Annotated in this window: 11 protein-coding genes; 9 read left to right on the plus strand and 2 right to left on the minus strand. The window is 34.9% G+C overall.

All coding sequences use genetic code 11. The features are described from left to right. Positions 1 to 3: 3 nt before the first annotated feature. On the minus strand, positions 4 to 1,626 hold the full coding sequence (locus tag GTR01_RS07100) for a T9SS type A sorting domain-containing protein (protein WP_160137164.1): 1,623 nt from the start codon (positions 1,624 to 1,626) through the stop codon (positions 4 to 6). A 308-nt stretch (positions 1,627 to 1,934) separates the two neighbouring features. Then, positions 1,935 to 3,206 (minus strand): Y-family DNA polymerase, encoded by a 1,272-nt coding sequence (locus GTR01_RS07105; protein WP_160137165.1) that lies wholly within the window; start codon positions 3,204 to 3,206, stop codon positions 1,935 to 1,937. Positions 3,207 to 3,467: 261 nt separating this feature from the next. Between GTR01_RS07105 and GTR01_RS07110 the strand changes: the two genes are divergently transcribed. From GTR01_RS07110 to GTR01_RS07150, 9 genes are all read left to right on the plus strand, one after another. After that, on the plus strand, positions 3,468 to 3,968 hold the full coding sequence (locus GTR01_RS07110) for a M15 family metallopeptidase (protein WP_160137166.1): 501 nt from the start codon (positions 3,468 to 3,470) through the stop codon (positions 3,966 to 3,968). A gap of 192 nt (positions 3,969 to 4,160) precedes the next feature. Then, entirely contained in the window at positions 4,161 to 5,198 is a 1,038-nt protein-coding gene (locus tag GTR01_RS07115; RefSeq protein ID WP_160137167.1) for a patatin-like phospholipase family protein, read from the plus strand. A 234-nt stretch (positions 5,199 to 5,432) separates the two neighbouring features. Further along, positions 5,433 to 5,603 carry a hypothetical protein gene (locus tag GTR01_RS07120; RefSeq protein ID WP_160137168.1) on the plus strand — a complete coding sequence of 57 codons (171 nt, stop codon included), beginning with the start codon at positions 5,433 to 5,435 and terminating at the stop codon, positions 5,601 to 5,603. Between the two features lie 262 nt (positions 5,604 to 5,865). Then, entirely contained in the window at positions 5,866 to 6,513 is a 648-nt protein-coding gene (locus GTR01_RS07125; RefSeq protein ID WP_160137169.1) for a leucine-rich repeat domain-containing protein, read from the plus strand. A gap of 11 nt (positions 6,514 to 6,524) precedes the next feature. Beyond that, positions 6,525 to 7,148 (plus strand): leucine-rich repeat domain-containing protein, encoded by a 624-nt coding sequence (locus GTR01_RS07130; RefSeq protein WP_160137170.1) that lies wholly within the window; start codon positions 6,525 to 6,527, stop codon positions 7,146 to 7,148. 8 nt (positions 7,149 to 7,156) lie between these two features. Next, on the plus strand, positions 7,157 to 7,786 hold the full coding sequence (locus GTR01_RS07135; protein ID WP_160137171.1) for a leucine-rich repeat domain-containing protein: 630 nt from the start codon (positions 7,157 to 7,159) through the stop codon (positions 7,784 to 7,786). A gap of 8 nt (positions 7,787 to 7,794) precedes the next feature. Further along, complete coding sequence (locus GTR01_RS07140) at positions 7,795 to 9,531, plus strand: hypothetical protein (RefSeq protein ID WP_160137172.1); 1,737 nt, start codon at positions 7,795 to 7,797, stop codon at positions 9,529 to 9,531. A 47-nt stretch (positions 9,532 to 9,578) separates the two neighbouring features. After that, entirely contained in the window at positions 9,579 to 13,361 is a 3,783-nt protein-coding gene (locus tag GTR01_RS07145) for a hypothetical protein (protein ID WP_160137173.1), read from the plus strand. A gap of 73 nt (positions 13,362 to 13,434) precedes the next feature. Beyond that, on the plus strand, positions 13,435 to 15,606 hold the full coding sequence (locus GTR01_RS07150; RefSeq protein WP_185155102.1) for a zincin-like metallopeptidase toxin domain-containing protein: 2,172 nt from the start codon (positions 13,435 to 13,437) through the stop codon (positions 15,604 to 15,606). Position 15,607 lies beyond the last annotated feature (1 nt).

Here is a 15,607-nt window from a genome sequence, read left to right on the forward strand (position 1 = left end):
TAATTATTTTTTAATCAGCTTAGCGTTTGCTGTTTTGTTATTATCCGTTTTTATGGTTACTAAATATGCCCCCTGTACCAAAGCCTGAGTATTGATTTTGGTCACATTATTTTTCGTTTTCAGACTCTGAAGTTGTCTTCCACTCATATCATACAACATAATGTCAGCTTCTTTGAAGTTAAAGCCGATCTCCACATAAGCATAATCTGATACTGGGTTGGGATAAATCTTGATATCCTGTTTTTCGATCAGCTGATTTACCTGTTTATCTCCCAACTTTACAATCTTCCAGTTCTCCTTTCCGAGTTCTTTTGCACTGGTTCCTGCCAGAATAATGGATCCATCTCGGTTCAGTGTAAGATCGGAAAGTCTTTCTTCTTTCTGTCTGGGTTCTCCACTTATATGTTTTCTCCATTGTTCATTGCCATTTTGATCCAGATACAACATCCAAAATGTTTCATCGTCTTTTTCTATTCTTCCTTCAGCTTGAGTATATCCACCCAAAAGAATTCCTTTTGAGAATTTGTCGTCAGCCGAATGAATCACATTCATTCCCATCAGAACATCACGATTTTTGAAGTTATAAGACTTTTGCCACTGTTCATCCCCTTTTTCGTTTAAAGAGATTAGCCATAGATCTGTGCCTTCTTCAATCCCTACCGTTTTATTTCCTGAGTGATCTGAACGGGATTCTCCACCAATGATATAACCATTGGAAGTCAAAGCAAGCGTTCTTATGTGATCATCTCCTTTTCCACCATAGTTCTTTTCCCATTCTACTTTACCGTTTTTGTCTAGTTTGACAATCCAATAATCACCCTCACCAAAATTGCTGCTGTTTTTTCCGGTTTGGGCTACAGGATTTGTAGTACGAGCGTTGGAAGACGAAGTCGTTTCACGAGGATTATTACCAGATCCCGGAACGCGAATCTCAGAACTTCTGGAATAAATTCCCAATAATACTCCTCCGTCTCTCGTTGGAATCATTTTCTCTATTTCGTCTAAACCTTTTCCACCTAATACTAGTTGAAACAACTCTTTTCCATCTTTGTCCAGTCTGATAATCCAAACATCTTTAGAACCATAACCTTTGGAAAAATTCTGTACATTTCCGGCTACAAAAAAGCCCAGATCTGTACTTTGAATAACTGCTCTGGCTTCTTCCTCCGAAGAAGTTCCTAAGGTTTTCTGCCATAATTCATCACCAAATTCATTGATTCTGATTAACCAAATGTCCGAACCGCCTTTAGAATCTTCTTTTTTATCTAACCCTTTTCCAGAATAAGAGGTTCCGGCCAATAGAAATCCACCATCTTGAGTATTTACTGTTGCTGAAAGATAATCGTGATTTTTTCCTGAAAAATACCTTTCCCAAACTTCTTCTCCTTGCTGATTGAGTTTTACCAGATGAAAGTCGTAACCATTGTTTTGCTTATTTCCTGAAGCCTGAAGCTTATCGTTTTGAATAGAGCTTCCTGTGATAAGGTATTGCTGATCAATTGTGGTGGTAACCTGACTTAGAAAATCCTGAGTAGAGGATTTGATGTCTTTTTGCCAAACCACTTCCTGAGCAGACACACCTAAAACTGTGCATAATGAATATGCACCGAGATAAAGTTTCTTCATTCCCGTGTTGTTTTCGAGTTATTATTAAAAATGGCTGCAAAAATATTCTTTTTATTTCTCGATAAAAAGATTTATCAGGAAGGATGAGGGTGAGTTTTATCACGTTTCTTATCTTCTAAAATCATGGTTACAAAAGAAGTGTAACCATGTAATGTGGCTTAATCAAAAAGCAAAAAAAATTTACAATCTCTTTTGAAACTATATGAAACTGAAATAAAGCAAGTTATATTTTAAAAAATTTTGCATACTTAGAGTCTTCGATTCATTAAAACCGGAGTAATTGGGATCAGAAAACAAAATGTTGAAATTTAATGAAACCTGAAATTAGCTTCAGGCAGCGTATTCTTTTTCAGGAAAGCCTCATATTCCGGAGAAAGCTTGGCACGGCCAAAGGTATTTTCACCGCTCATACTTCCAAGGCGGACTTTATCCTTACCGAACTTTCTGTTCATAGCATCCATTGCTTTCATAACGGGAAGATGCTGATTCTGTATATCTTCTTCAAAAAGACTGATCTGTCTCTGATCTTCAGGAACAAAGTCATTGACCATCACTCCTGCCCTTTTATAATGAAATCCGTCTCTGTAAACAGCTTCAAAAAGTTCATTTACGACTCTTCCTATCAAAATAGATGAATTGGTTGGATTGGGAAGAATCTGCGTCATAGCATTTCTGTATTCAGGAAGATCTTTTCTGAATCTATTGGTCTGCACGAAAACAGTAATCATTTTACAGCAGGTGTTCTGTTTTCTCAATCTTTCTGAACAATACATCCCAAAGGTTTCTACACGTTCCCTTACCGCTTCCTTATCTGTAAGCATTTCCATAAAGCTTCTGGTAACCGCAATTGATTTTTTGGGAGATGGAGCATCCAATTCAAGCTGGCGAATTCCTTTTAATTCGTTAATCATCCTTACTCCATGAATTCCCATGATTTTCCGAACCCACATTTCAGGCTTCTGAAGAAGATCCCAGGCTTTATAAACGCCACTGTCATTCATTTTAGCCGCTAATTTTCTTCCTATTCCCCAGACATCTCCTATATTAAGCCATTTTAATGCTTTTTCTATTTTTTCAGGAGTATCCATGATGTAGACTCCATTAAATTGTTCCGGAAAATCTTTTACTATTCTGTTGGCCACTTTACACAAGGTCTTACTTGGCGCAATTCCTATGCTTACAGGAATATTTTCTTTCTCCTGAATTTCTATTTTAATTTTAGAACAATACTCATGGATGTCAATGTATTTAAAGCCTGTAAGGTCTAAAAAAAGCTCATCAATACTGTATATCTCATAATCCAAAACGTAAGAACGAGCAATATTGATTACCTGCTGGCTTTTATAATTGTAAAGTTCAAATTTTGCAGAAAAGCTTTTTACATCATGCTGTTTGAAAAGATCTTTGTATTTGAATGCCGGAGCTGCCATAGGAATTCCCAGATCTTTTGCTTCCTTGCTTCGGGATACAACACACCCATCGTTGTTGGAAAGAACCACAACGGGTTTGCCTTCAAGATCAGGATCTAAAGTTCTTTCACAAGAAACAAAAAAGTTATTACAATCTACCAGCGCATACATGACGATCGAGAATTATTTATACAAAATTATTCTTTTTAAAGAACAATATCACTTTTGAATCAGGAATTTAACACCACTTTTAACACATTAAAAAACATATACATATTATTTTTTAATACGACATGTTTTGTCGTATTAGGGTGATAGCTTTGTTTTCAAAAACAATTCCCAAATTCTCTCTTTTTTTCTCTTCTTTTTAATTAAAACACGTCAATTTTTGTCGCCTTGCACTCCTATTTTTGTTTCAAATAATAAAGATTTATGGATAAAGTAACATTAGAAAGAATTCAGAAGCTTCACCCATTGGTAAGAGAGGAAGTAAAGCAAATTATTAAGGAATGTGACGAAGCACTTACAGGGAGAGCCAAAATAAGAATCACCCAAGGGCTAAGGTCTTTTGAGGAGCAGGAGAAACTTTATGCGATCGGGAGAATTACCTCCGGTAAAAAAGTAACCAATGCTAAAGCAGGACAAAGCATTCACAATTATGGGCTTGCTGTAGATATCTGTCTGATGATTGACGGAAAAACAGCCAGTTGGGACACTGCAAAAGACTGGGATAATGATAAAGTAGCCGATTGGTATGAATGTGTAAAAGTTTTTGCAAAATATGGCTGGGACTGGGGCGGAAACTGGAAAACATTTAAAGATCTTCCCCACTTTGAAAAAAAGACAATCCCTTCGAAGAAAGGAGCTGTAAAAACCAGCTGGAGAACACTGTTTAAGCTACCTCGCGACAAACAGAATTATGTTATTTTTTAACGCTCTTTTATTTGAAATTAAATAAAACACGTCAAGTTCTGTCGCTTCTCCGTCCTATCTTTGTTTTATAAGAAAGCCAGTAAAAACAACAAAATCCACACATGGAATTCAAAACATTTTCTAACTAAAATCATAGGTTCCATGGGATTATATTGCAACATATTCTTTAAAAAAAACAATTAACAACATCACATGAAAAAGACAACCATTCTTTCTTTGGACGGAGGTGGAATAAGGGGAATCATTACCTGTATTATTCTGCGTTACATAGAAGAACAACTCCAGTATTATGATAAACCGGGTGCCAAACTTGGAGATTATTTTGATCTGGTGGCAGGCAGTAGCACAGGAGGGCTCATTGCTTCCATTATTCTATGTCCTGATGAAGTCCGTAAAGCAAAATATTCTATTCAGAAAGGATTGGAATTATATGCTGAAAGGGGCGGTGATATTTTCCAGGTTTCCTTTTGGGAAAAGCTGGTGAATCCATTTGGATTATTGAATGAAAGGATTTCTCAGGAAGCACTTGAGAAAAACCTGAATGACTTTTTTGGAAATTTAGAATTAAAGGAATTAATAAAACCATGCTTAATCACAAGTTATGATATAGAAAACAGAAGAGCTAAACTTTTTAACTCTTGTGAAGCTCATCTCAGCACAGATAATTTCTATGTAAAAGATGTTTGCAGAGCTACATCCGCAGCACCTACCTATTTCAGTCCGGTACAAATTAAATCTATGTACGGACAAATCTTCAGCCTGATTGATGGCGGTATGTTTGCGAATAATCCTGCACTTTGTGCGTATGCAGAAGCCAGAAAAATTCCTTTTGCAGAAGTTTTAAAAAATCATCAGAAAGCCAATCATCCCGGAGTAAATGATATGATCATTATTTCTATCGGAACGGGAATTGAAGCGAGACCTTACTCTTTTAATAAGCTGGAAAAAGCTGGAAAAATAGGTTGGGTAAATCCGATCATTGACATTTTAATGTCTGCCAATGCAGAAACCGTAGATTACCAGCTCTCTCAAATGTTTCAGACATTGGGACAGAGAAATCAGAAAAATTATTACCGCCTGAATCCCTCTTTAAAAAACGCTTCTCCGGCAATGGACAATGTAAGACGATCTAATATTGAAAATCTAATACAAGCCGGATTAAGCTATATTGATGACAACAGAGAAACATTGAACCAAATCGTTCAGAAACTCATCAAAAACAAAATATAAGCTTTTAACCTTATAACTACTCAATATAAGCTCTAAAGATTATATTTATTTTATTTAAAATTAATTTTTAACACGTCAAGTTTTGTCGCTTCCCACTACTACCTTTGGAGTATCAAAAAAGACACAAAAACAACTATCAACAAAAACTTAAAAACGCCTTTGAATTCAACATTCGTACGTGCTGAACAGCCAAAAATATGTTCAAAATATAACCAACACCTTATAACACAGAACATGGAAACACCAAATCACAATTCAGATATCCTTTTCGATGAAGAGCTCTACACCGTAGAGTGGAGTGATATCGAAAATGCTGAGATGGATTATGAAAACTATCTCAACGACATTGAAAACTTCTTTAGAAAAGACTTCGAAGAAGACATTCTTGAAGAAGATGTTTTTTAAGTAAAAACTTTATTATACGACAAGTTCTGACGCTGTCCATCATTACTTTTGATATCCTTATCATACACAGCAGTCTCATTAAACATTCTCAAATCCTTTGAATTCACCATTCACAAAATGTTGGACAGCCAGAACTATGTCTAAGAATAAAAGTACAACAGTGGAAATCTAATCTGCAGCCACTATAAAAATAAGATCAGATCCTGAAACATTTCTATTCGTTTCAGTTATCAACTATTAATTAACCCAATCACAATTTTTAATGAAAACAAAAGAAGAGCTCAAGCTCTATTTCGAAAATGGAGATATTCCAAGACAGGAAGATTTCTGGGCATGGCAGGACTCGTACTGGCATAAAGACGAGAAACTGGACAAAACAGCACTTGGTTTAACCTCTTACAATGAACTTACTTATTCTCCAACAGATAATACAGAAATTATAGGACTTGATTCTGTTATCATTTTCCCTGAAGGAATAAAAGTTATTGGAGGCTTTCAATTCTCACTTACACTTCAAAACCGTATTTCTAAAATTAAATTTCCCAACTCACTGGAAAGAATACGAAGCAGAGCCTTTCAAATACAGCATATAAAAGGATCTTTAAAAATCCCTGGAAACTGTAAGGTTATTGAGTCATTTGCTTTTAACTCTGTTAATACTCATTTGTCTGAACTCATATTAGAAAATGGTATCGAAACAATTGAGGAAAGTGCGTTTCAATTGCCATCAAGCTTTGATTTAACCTCTTTAGACATTCCTGATTCTGTAAAATTTGTAGGAAAAAATGCATTTGCTATCCCCTCTCTTAAATCTGTTATAATACCAGAAGACCTGGATATAAGTAATGCAGGGATTCCAGGCACAGCTATTATAATTGCTAGGGCTAAAGAGTCAATACCAATTCCTTAAACATCCAAAATATGAAAACAAAACAAGAACTAAAACTCTATTTTGAAAATGGAGATATCCCAAAACAAGAAGATTTTTGGGCATGGCAGGACTCGTACTGGCATAAAGACGAGAAACTGGACAAAAACTTACTTAATTTACCAGCTTATGAGGAATTTGTCTACTCCCTTACAGACAATACTGAAGTTATTGGGCTGGGAAGAAGAATTACTTTTCCAGAGGGGACTAAAATTATTGGAGGGTTCTCATTTATAGCAGCTGGAAAAAACCATATTGTTAATGTGACTTTCCCTAGCACATTGGAAAAGATCAAATCAAGTGCATTCTTTTTGCAATACCTAACTGGATCTTTAAAAATACCTGGATCTTGTAAAATAATAGAAGCAAATGCTTTTCTAAGCAGCAGTATCAATCTATCAGAGTTAATATTAGAAAACGGCATACAAACAATTGGGGTCTCAGCATTTCAGTTCGGCAGCAGTAAAGACCTGAATGTCTTATACATTCCGGATTCCGTCAACTCTGTAGGAGAAAATGCATTTGCTATTCCTTCATTACAAACCGTTTCTGCCAAAGCTGGACTAGACCTTAGTAAAGCAGGAATTCCAGCAACTGCGACAATTACATATAGATAACAGTAAAAATGAAAACAAAACAAGAATTAAAACTCTATTTTGAAAATGGAGATATCCCAAAACAAGAAGATTTTTGGGCATGGCAGGACTCGTACTGGCATAAAGACGAGAAAATTTCTCAAGATTCTATTGATAGTATTGAACAAATTATTCCCTTCTTTCTTGGTAATGATTTATTGGGATCAGGCATTGATTTAAAAATTCCCACAAAAACTAAAAAAATTCTCAGTTCAGCCTTTGCTTTTGACGGAGGATCCCATCAGATTATAAAAGTAACTTTTAATGAAGGACTTGAAGAAATTGGAGAAACGTCTTTTATTGGACAAAACATTACAAGTATCATAACTCCCTCAACATTAAAAACAATTAAAGGGCAAGCTTTTTATGATCAAAAAAATAGTTTCAGAGGAACAGGTTCACTAGAGAAAATAATTCTTAATGAAGGCCTAATTACTATTGAATTTAATGCATTTTATTGTCCTACCTCAATAGTTGAGGATCTTTATATCCCAAGTACAGTAAAAACGATAGGAAAAAATGCATTATATCTTCCATCATTAAAAATAGTTTCTGCTCCCAAAGGATTAGACCTAAGTGAAGCAGGGATTCCTACAACAGCAAGCATCACTTACAGATAATAATAAATATGAAAACCAAACAAGAATTAAAACAATATTTCGAAAACGGAGATATCCCCAATCAGGAAGAATTTTGGGAATGGCAGGAATCCTATTGGCATAAAGATGAAAAGATTCCTTTGGATAAATTAGCTTATGATTTTTCCAAAAAAGCGGATCTTGTAGACGGAGTCGTTCCTGCTTCACAATTACCAAGCTATGTAGATGATGTCTTAGAGTTTGATACTTTTTCCGCCCTACCTCAGCAAGGCGAATCCGGAAAGATTTACATTGTCCAAGACACCAATAAACTCTACAGATGGACTGGTGCAAGATATATTGATATCACCCAAGGAGAACTTTCAACCCTACAATCCGCAACAGATAGAGGAAATGAAACCACAAATTCTATTAAAGTACAAGGAATAAATTATGGTGGTTCTGTTCAACAGAATAATATTATAATCGGAGATAATGTAGAGGGATTAAATTTTCAGACTACGAATACCATTTCAATTGGTAAAAATTCTAAACCAAGTGGTTCAGATCACCTCGTTATTGGAAACTCAACTTACCTTACATCTGATAGCAGTTCTATAGGAAATACTGTAATCGGTAACTCCACTTATTCAAATGGTTTATATTCATCAGATAATACTGTTATCGGATATAGTACCTTTAATAATGCTAAAAACAGCAATGGGAATACCATTATGGGAACTTATGCTGCAAGTTCAAGCGGAGACGGAATAAGCCAAAATATTATTTTAGGTCAAAATGCAGGATCCTCTCTCTCTTCCGGTTCAAGAAGTAATATTATAGTGGGAAATAATTCTCTATTTGCAAACACTCAATTACAAAACAGTCTATATATTCACAATAATAATTCAGGCCAAAATATAACCCTTTCTGACGCTTTAATTTCCGGGAACTTCGTAGACCGATATGTAAACCTGAATGGTAAACTTTCCATTACTCCTAATCAAATTCCAGCAGCAGATGCTAGTTATACTAAAAATATCGTTGCAAGACCTGACGGAACATTCGGTTGGGAAGACAAAACCGGTTCAGAATTTATTTCGCTAGGCGGAACAAGCTTCAACAGACCCGTAACAGGAAATATTGTTATCAGAAGTAGCAGCAAAGGAAGTCTTGGAAGCACAACACTTTCCTCCGGAAGTATTTTCTGCTTAGACAAAACTGATAAGGGAATCATTATGGATACCTTATCGCTTAAATTCCTTGAGCCCGGATCCGGTGTTGTTGCTGAAATGACATCCAACGAGATCGTTACAGAAAATACATACACGATTACTTGTCATGCAGCGAATGCAAGAGGGCTATCAGGAGGAGCATTAGATTATACAGAGAATGTAAAAGATCTTGATTATATCCAAAAGAAATACGCAGATAAACAACATTCCTATACCAAAGAAGAAGTAAAAACTGGCGGGTTATGGATTGATAATAAACCTATTTACAGAAAAACAGTTGTTTTTACTCAGATTCCAGATGAAGGAATTATTAGGATCGACAAAATTTTTGAAGACATGGAAATGATCGTTTCCAACCAAATGTTTACAGAATGGTATGATATGAAAGCAGACTTTGCGGGTAACCAACTCAGAAACGAAGCATTTATCTCCTTACAAAAAGAGTTTGTACAGTTTCAGCTTAAAAGTTATCCTAATTACAATTATTCTGCAATCAATTCCTTTACTCTAACCCTTGAATACACGAAAAAAAATGACCTTCCTGTGGTATAATATCATAGAAAACCAACAACACAATCATCAAAATCCAAATATTAATAATGGCAACAAACGAAACAAATAATAACGCACCACAAACCCTATTCAGATTTGTAAGTTTAAGAAATCCTGAATTAACAGAAACTAAAAAGATAAACCTTGGTTTCATTCACAGACCTTCACAATTAACAAGCTCTTTTGATGCAGCAATCAACCCGGCAAGCACAGCTTTAGAAAAATTCAAAGCATTGGAAAATGCAGCTAAAACATTCAATACAGCCGGCTTTCAAAGTGAAATTGAGATTGAAGGCGGATCTCTTTCTGAAGCCCTTAAAATCGGAAGAAAAATTGCAAAGAAAGAAGTTATTACCACTGTAGATGAAATTACAGCCAAAAACTTATACAACAGCAGTGCAATTCAAAGTAAGGTAGGACAAGTCTGGGACAACCTTATCTATCAGACCGTTACTCAAAATAATTTTTACGTAAAAGAGGCTTTAGTACATATTTTAAGAGCTCTTCACTTCGGTTATGTTTGTGACTTACCTGTCACTCCGGAACTAGTAAAAGTAAATGGTGAAGATTTGAAAGCAAAGGCATTGGAGGCCAGAGTTGTTCTCCCAATGAAATTGTTTGGAGATGGATATGAAGGAGAAAACACTGGTTCTACGTCTAATGGAAATGCCTTCCAGGTAAATGTTTCTAAAATTGGAAATGGAGTTATCAACGGAACAGCTCTTTCAATGGCTACCCAAAAACAATTAAAAGCAGAAGGAGAGAGAATTTCCGAATTATCTTACCTTACCTTTGAAAAAGATGGTCTCATCCAACTTAGAGCTGAATTGGAAGCCACTCAAAAAACATTCAATACTTTAAGAGCAAAAGCATATGATGCGGCTTACAAGCAGTATATAAATACGTATCAAGCTGACATTGAAAGATATGACAATATGCATGACAGCGTTAAATCGCAAATTGCAAATGGCGGTTTGACACAGGAGCAAATTGATGCTCTGTATGCTTCATTGGAAAAATTAAAAGTTCCACCATTCCAATTTGAATATAAAAATGAAATTAATTTTGGAGATCTGAAGGAAAAACTTTCATTAGATTCTTTTAAATTATTTGTCAATATTTTCACAAAAGTAACCAGTGAAGAAAAGCCTGAAAATGGGTTAGATTTTTCAACAATTACCGTTTTAAATGACAGAAAACTGCAATTAGGAAGAGTTGAAGTTTCAATTACGGATGAATTTGATACCTATTCTGAAATTTTTGAAAAACTGGATGAAGAAACGACTTCAAAAGTTCAAACTTTATTCCAGAAATCTCCATCACTTGAACAAACTTATGCAAGCATTGGCGGAGTATTAATTCCTGTTGTTGATTCTTATAGTGCTGCATCCCGTATTGTTCCAAGGTCTTATTACCTAAAAACATCCTATGAGCCTGTTTATTCAAGAATGCCTGCAACCGCAACATTCTATTATCAGGCTGACAGTAATGCCTGGGGAGCTGCCTCTGTAATAGTTAATGCAAGCACTGATTTCGGACTTTATGAGGAAACTTTTTCCAATATTGAAGTTATAGACAACAAAGTCGCACTTCCTTTATTCTTAGTTGACAAGTTTGGAAAGATTATCCGTTCCCTGGATATCAAAATTTATTTCAATAATGGAAAAGAAGCGTCGTTACGTCTTTCCGGGATTGAACTTAATAAAACCTTCACAGGTATCCTTTATACTGAAGAAACAAAAGATGAAGCTGAAAACCCATCTGAAGGAAACGGCCAGTATAAGCCAGGAACATTTATCCCTAAGCACTTTGGAGTAAAAAGATTAGGAATTGCCGATTACTTAAAAGTTGTTCAGACAACTCATGCCTACGTTCCGGGTGAGGTCACTCACATCGAAAACATTATGGCTAAAGAGTTTAAACAAAAATCAACCCGTAGACTGAGAAGAAGCGAAATTCAAACCACCACTTCTAAATCTACAGAGCGAGAAACTCTAAGTGATACCACAACGACAACAAGAAATGACATGCAATCTGAAGTTGCTAATGTTATCCAACAGGATATCAACACAGAAGCTCATTTCAGATATGGTGGTATGGGGAAATCTTTTGAAGTAGGTGGAAGTTTTGCAGCCAGAAATTCTAAAGAAAATAGCAACAGACAAGCCATTTCAAAATCTCAGGAAATCACAGAAAAAGCTACCGAAAGAATCCTTACCAAAGTAGCGGAAGAAAGAATTGAAAAAATTATTGAGGAATTTGAAGAAAACAATGCTCATGGTTATGATAACAGAAATGGAGACAAACATGTAGTAGGTGTTTACAGATGGGTAGATAAGAAAATGAAAAACCAGATCTTCAACTATGGTAAACGTACTATGTTTGAATTTATGGTTCCTGAGCCCGCAAGACTTCATAATTTAGCTGCCGCTTCATCAAAATCTGACCAGCTAGTTCCACCATTAGACCCAAGAAATGTTACTGACAAATGGAGAATGGAAAGTGCCCAAAAAGCAACTAAAGAACTGATTGAATACTGGGCAAACCACTATGGCGTAAAACTTACGGATCAGCCAAAATCTCCAATTAACCTTATTCTAGGAAAACAATGGGAAAAAGTAGACGGAAACGGAGAGATGAGACATAGACAGATCGACATTCCTGATAACTATGAAGCTAGTGCGGTAAAAATGTACTATGGTTTCGAAAGAGACTCAAGAGGGAAAAGTACTTTATATACAAGTGATTTTGCAGGAGGAATGAGACCATTTGATAACTACGCAAAATCTATTGACAGTGAGGCTTACTTTGCACCACAGAATGTAACAGGTTCGTATGATTTCTTATACAGATGTGAAAATATTGACTCAGTTAATATTGCATTTGAAGTTACTTGTAAACTTTCTGCTGCTTATATGTCAACATGGTTATTAGAAAACTTTACAGCCATTATCAAAGTATACGATGAAGCTTATGCTGTATTCGCAGAGAAAAAAGCAGAAATCGAGAAAAAAGCCAAAGAGGAAGAAGAAAAGAATAGAGAAACCCTTAATTCAAGTAACTTCTTCCGTAATATGGAATCGGTTATCCTAAAACATAACTGTATTGCTTATCTATTACAGGATTATGGTTCACTTGGGAAAGATTTTACCAATGGAGCGGAAAAAATGCAGGATTTCAGTATTGTATTAAGCGATGACCTTGAACAGTATACCGCATTGGCCAAATTCATGGAACAAGCTTTTGAATGGAGCATTATGGATTATACCTTCTATCCTTACTATTGGGGAGATAAAGCCAAATGGCAGAAGATGTACCTGTCTCAAAGTACAGATCCTTTATTCAGAAACTTCCTTCAGGCAGGTATGGCAAGGGTAATTGTTACTGTAAAACCAGGCTTTGAAGATGCAGTGCAGTTCTTTATGTCTACAGGAAAAATCTGGAATGGTGGTGAAGTTCCGGTAATCGGAGATCCAATGTATCTAAGTATTGTAGACGAATTACGTGAACCAGTAGGGGTAAAACAAGGAAAAGCATGGATTACCGTACTTCCTACTTCTCTCAACATTCTACAGGAAGGTTCCGCAGGATTAAAAACCCTTACAGCCCTTCCGTTTACTAAGGAAAATCCTGATGAATTTGAAGTTCCGGGAGATGTAGTTACAGAGACAGAATTCTCAATTCTTGATGCTAAACTCAACTCAGGAGGAGAGAAATTCGTAGATAAAATCGAATTAAACAGCGGATTCCTTGAACTAACAACAGATGATACTCCTAAAGAAGTCATCGCATCACTTCCTTTATCAGAACTAAAGAAAGCACTTCAATAATTCTGTTGAATCATATTTCATAAGGCAGAGTGTTCTACTCTGCCTTTTTTATTAATCTTTAAAATTATTAAAAATGAAAAACACAGATTATAAAGATGTTTTTGATATTGGTAATGAAGCGTTATCAATGGAAAATAAATTTTCTTTTCAAACTTTTCCTTCTATTAAAAATGCTTTTGCGACAGGTGAAAACATTCGCGGAATGAGTAATGTGAGCCCATTAGCAACGGTTAAGCTTTTCAATCAATCAACTGATGATATACTTAAAAAATATTATCCGGATGGGAATATATCCACCAATGGTAATACGAATATTATAGAAGATATAAATATTACTGTTAAAAATAAATATAAATTCAGTACCTATAATTATTATTTTGACAATAACAGGAACTCAAAATATGGAGATGAAGGAGATCTTCTGGCTTTTAAATTATTATTATTTGTTTCAAATGATGGAAATAAGGTTAGAGAATGTTATGAAATTGTGCAACCCAAAGATGATGAAGTCATTTTATTCTTAGAAAGTGATTCAGGGGAACTAAGCAAAGATGTTTTATTCGGAAAAATGTCTGCAAAAGTTCGAAAACAATTTACTGATGATCAAGGGAACCTTAAAAGTAATCTCTTCGATAATGAGATTATGAAGGCTGTATTAAAAAATACAGATAGCGTAAATCAGGAAATTGTAGAAGAATTAATGAAGAATGGTTACATCAAAGAAAGTAAAATAAAAAATGGATTTTTTAGCCTTCTAAGATATATTATGTTGGGAGTTTCCGCTCCTGCAAAAGCATTAGGCTGGGTATTAAAGAAACTTGGGAATGGGGTCGACTTCTTAAAGATATCAGATAACTTCTGGGACACTGAGATTGAGGGATATTTTTTCAAAAAGGATAAACTTATAGATATATTTACAATTCCTACAGAAAAGCTACAATATTTTCGCAATCTTTTTACAGATAAAAAAGGATTTAATTTTGCAGATATAACTCCAGTTTTTTTAGAGGATTTGATTCTTAATCAGCTCAACAAGATTGAAAAATTAATCAATAATTATAACAATTATATAAAGGCACAGATTGAAAAATTCTTTGCTCCACATGATCCCTCGGCTGATTCTGTCAAAGATAATCTAATAGAAAATATCGCCTTACTTTGTGGAATATGGAATGGGTTAGTAGATTTTGTGGCCTCAACTCTTAAATTCTTTGGTAGTTTACTAGAAGCTCCTTTTGATATTAGCAAAGACTTTCAACATACTCTAGAAATGATTGACAATTTCTGGGATATGTTGGATATGACATTATTAGAAAACCTATGGGAAGCCGTAAAAGACGGAGCAAAAAAAATCAAAGAATATCTTACCAGTAAGAATGATGACCTGAACTGGGTCAGAATTAATTATATAACAGGTTTCACAATTTCATTTATAGGCACTTTTTTTATCCCAATTGCTGATATTGCAAAAGTTTCTGAAATTGGAAAAATGGGTAAAATTCTCACAAAAATTAATTCTGAAATTGGAAAAGAAATATCTCAAACTGTTAAATTTGTAAAAATTCAAACTGCTAAAGCTTATCAAAAAGTAAGCAATGCTTTGGAAAATCTAATACTCCTGTTCAAAGAAGGAGGAAAAGAGTTACAAAATTTTGTAAATAATCTTTGGAAGAAAATTGCAGATTGGTTCCTGAAGAATAAAGATGCTGTAAAACCTTATTACGAAGAGATTACCAATCTTACCTCCAAGGAATTAGATTGGATGGCATCCAAAAACATTGGTAATTTGGGAGGAAATATATTAAAAGAGACTCAAATTAGAAAGCTTAGGGGAACTTTAAAAAATAAAGGATTAACATTAATTGTAGATGGGGATATTAACTCTATTACTAAGTTATATAAACCTGTTGGAGGCTTCAAAACTTTTGAAGATTTAATGCTTTTTATGAAGTCCAGTATTCCTCCCAAAGTTGGAATGTTCAGTGCGGAAACAGGTCAATTAATTTTAACTAAAGAATGTACAGAAATAGTTGCATTCCACGAAATATGTCACTTAAAACATTTTGAAGAAGTAGGGGCTGAAGCATACAGAGGATATAATAGATTGACAAAAGAAATGTATGTCTGGAAACAAATTATAGCCCAAAGAGGCAGGTGGACAGAAGCAGAACTAAATGATGCACTTAATTATATTAACAGAGTAAGAGTAAATGAATATGGACTAAAACCATTAAAAATAAAATAAG

It is taken from the genome of Chryseobacterium sp. c4a (assembly GCF_009900745.1).
Lineage (GTDB): Bacteria > Bacteroidota > Bacteroidia > Flavobacteriales > Weeksellaceae > Chryseobacterium.

Bases quoted from the DNA above. Each gene is read 5' to 3' on its own strand.
- GTR01_RS07115 (WP_160137167.1), top strand. From the start codon at position 4,161: ATGAAAAAGACAACCATTCTTTCTTTGGACGGAGGTGGAATAAGGGGA.
- GTR01_RS07100 (WP_160137164.1), bottom strand. From the start codon at position 1,626: ATGAAGAAACTTTATCTCGGTGCATATTCATTATGCACAGTTTTAGGT.
- GTR01_RS07145 (WP_160137173.1), top strand. From the start codon at position 9,579: ATGGCAACAAACGAAACAAATAATAACGCACCACAAACCCTATTCAGA.
- GTR01_RS07140 (WP_160137172.1), top strand. From the start codon at position 7,795: ATGAAAACCAAACAAGAATTAAAACAATATTTCGAAAACGGAGATATC.
- GTR01_RS07135 (WP_160137171.1), top strand. From the start codon at position 7,157: ATGAAAACAAAACAAGAATTAAAACTCTATTTTGAAAATGGAGATATC.
- GTR01_RS07125 (WP_160137169.1), top strand. From the start codon at position 5,866: ATGAAAACAAAAGAAGAGCTCAAGCTCTATTTCGAAAATGGAGATATT.
- GTR01_RS07150 (WP_185155102.1), top strand. From the start codon at position 13,435: ATGAAAAACACAGATTATAAAGATGTTTTTGATATTGGTAATGAAGCG.
- GTR01_RS07130 (WP_160137170.1), top strand. From the start codon at position 6,525: ATGAAAACAAAACAAGAACTAAAACTCTATTTTGAAAATGGAGATATC.
- GTR01_RS07120 (WP_160137168.1), top strand. From the start codon at position 5,433: ATGGAAACACCAAATCACAATTCAGATATCCTTTTCGATGAAGAGCTC.
- GTR01_RS07105 (WP_160137165.1), bottom strand. From the start codon at position 3,206: ATGTATGCGCTGGTAGATTGTAATAACTTTTTTGTTTCTTGTGAAAGA.
- GTR01_RS07110 (WP_160137166.1), top strand. From the start codon at position 3,468: ATGGATAAAGTAACATTAGAAAGAATTCAGAAGCTTCACCCATTGGTA.